Origin of the sequence: Shewanella sp. SG41-4, from assembly GCF_014164505.1 — a bacterium.
Classification (GTDB): Bacteria; Pseudomonadota; Gammaproteobacteria; order Enterobacterales; family Shewanellaceae; genus Shewanella.
The window spans coordinates 1-1882 of sequence record NZ_JACJFI010000509.1; the positions used below are offsets into that span (position 1 = coordinate 1).

The 1882-nt window shown below is 42.0% G+C and carries 3 protein-coding genes; all 3 read right to left on the reverse strand.

Annotated elements, in window-relative coordinates:
- Window positions 1-276: 276 nt before the first annotated feature.
- Complete coding sequence (gene glsB / locus H5202_RS21685) at window positions 277-1191, reverse strand: glutaminase B (RefSeq protein WP_182773866.1); 915 nt, start codon at window positions 1189-1191, stop codon at window positions 277-279.
- A gap of 6 nt (window positions 1192-1197) precedes the next feature.
- Window positions 1198-1524 carry a 50S ribosome-binding protein YggL gene (locus H5202_RS21690; protein WP_182773867.1) on the reverse strand — a complete coding sequence of 109 codons (327 nt, stop codon included), beginning with the start codon at window positions 1522-1524 and terminating at the stop codon, window positions 1198-1200.
- 35 nt (window positions 1525-1559) lie between these two features.
- A partial coding sequence (trmB, locus tag H5202_RS21695; RefSeq protein WP_182773868.1) for a tRNA (guanosine(46)-N7)-methyltransferase TrmB occupies window positions 1560-1882 on the reverse strand: 323 nt, incomplete at its 5' end.

Sequence of the window (1882 nt, forward strand, 5' to 3'; positions counted from 1 at the left end):
TCAATAATAATTAATCTATCTAGGGCTAGCTGAGCTTCAGGATGAATTTTACTGCAGTTTGTATTTTGCTAGACAAGTAAGCGTATACGACGTGTGGCTGTTCTAGATAAGTAAGCAATAACCTAGGCGAAAAGAAGCCACTAAAACTGCCCAAGTGGGCAGTAAAATGACTTTTAAAAGTTTTGAGTCAATATTATAGATTCAGATTTGATATACAAAGAGTGAGTACGTTAAGGTCGAACAACGTTAACCGCGAAAGATTAGCCCTTGTATAAACTAAAAAATTGAACGGCCTAACTGTTGGCTTAAATGCTCAAGCATCGCAGTGCCAGCAAGCGAGTTACCATTATTGTCTAGCTCAGGTGACCACACACAAATAGACATATCGCCAGGGATAACCGCAATAATACCGCCGCCCACGCCACTTTTACCCGGCATACCTACTCGATAAGCAAACTCTCCTGCGCCATCGTATAATCCAGATGTCGCCAGTAAAGCATTAAGTTGCCGAGTTTGCACTGGTGACACTAAGCTGTCGCCATCAAGTGTCTTACCGCGATTGGCCAAATAGAACATCGCGCGCGACAAATCAGCGCAATTCATTCTTAATGCACAATAATGAAAATAACTTTTAAGCACGGTATTGACGTCGCCGTCAAAATTACCAAATGACTTCATTAAATAGGCAATAGACGCATTACGTGCACTGAACTGGAACTCAGAGTCCGCCACAACTTTATCGTAAGCTAACGTCGGGTTCTGGCTCAATTGACGCACCACCTCAAGCATACGATGCTTAGGAGCCCCTAAACGGGCTTGCAACAAATCGGCAATAACAAGTGCACCGGCATTAATAAAAGGGTTACGAGGTTTACCACGCTCTAACTCAACCTGTACCAGCGAGTTAAATGAATGCCCTGAGGGCTCTTTACCCACACGACTCCATATTTCATCTTCGGTATATAGATTAAGTGCCTGAGTCAGGCTAAAAACTTTAGAAATACTTTGAATAGAAAAAGGTTCGAGGTAATCACCTGCACCAATTGTTTGACCATCAATAGTAGTAACTGCAATCCCTATTTTGTTAGGGTCAACGCAGGCAAGAGCAGGAATATATCCTGCTACCTTGCCTTTACCCAATAGCGATCTTACTTTATCGACTGCTTGTTGAAGTAATAATTGCTCAGGCAATTTAGCTTAACCCCACCAGATATCGTACAAATCACTGACTTCAAGGTTAGAAACAGGCTTGTCTTTCCAGAATGCACTAACTGCAGCGGTATCTTCATCAGTACATTTACCGATAGCTTGAGTAGCAATAATACCTTCCCATTGTTTGTGCCCACCACCGTGAAAACCTAATTGACGAGGTTCAATGACTTCAACAAGAAACTGATCAACTAAGCTATCAATATCTTGTTCAGAAACAGACTCGTCAAAAGTCCAGTTGATTTCAAAACCGAATTCTTGAAACTCATCAACTCGTAATTTTTTACGTAAACGACGACTACGATTTTGCGCCATGGTGTATTCTCCAATTGTTGAATGTGTAGTTGTGATTAAGCGATACGCTCAAACATGATATCCCATACGCCGTGACCGAGTCTGTGGCCTCTTGCTTCAAACTTAGTAAGCGGGCGATGCTCTGGACGTTCGACAACTGTACCAGTTGTTGATTGATTTTTATAACCTTCTGCTGCATTCATTATTTCTAACATATGCTCGCTGTAATTTTCCCAATCGGTTGCCATATGAAACACTCCACCAATTTTAAGCTTACGGCGAATAAGTTGTACAAACTCAGCCTGTACAATCCGGCGCTTATGATGACGCTTTTTATGCCATGGATCAGGGAAAAACAATTGTACGCGCTCAAGTGAAC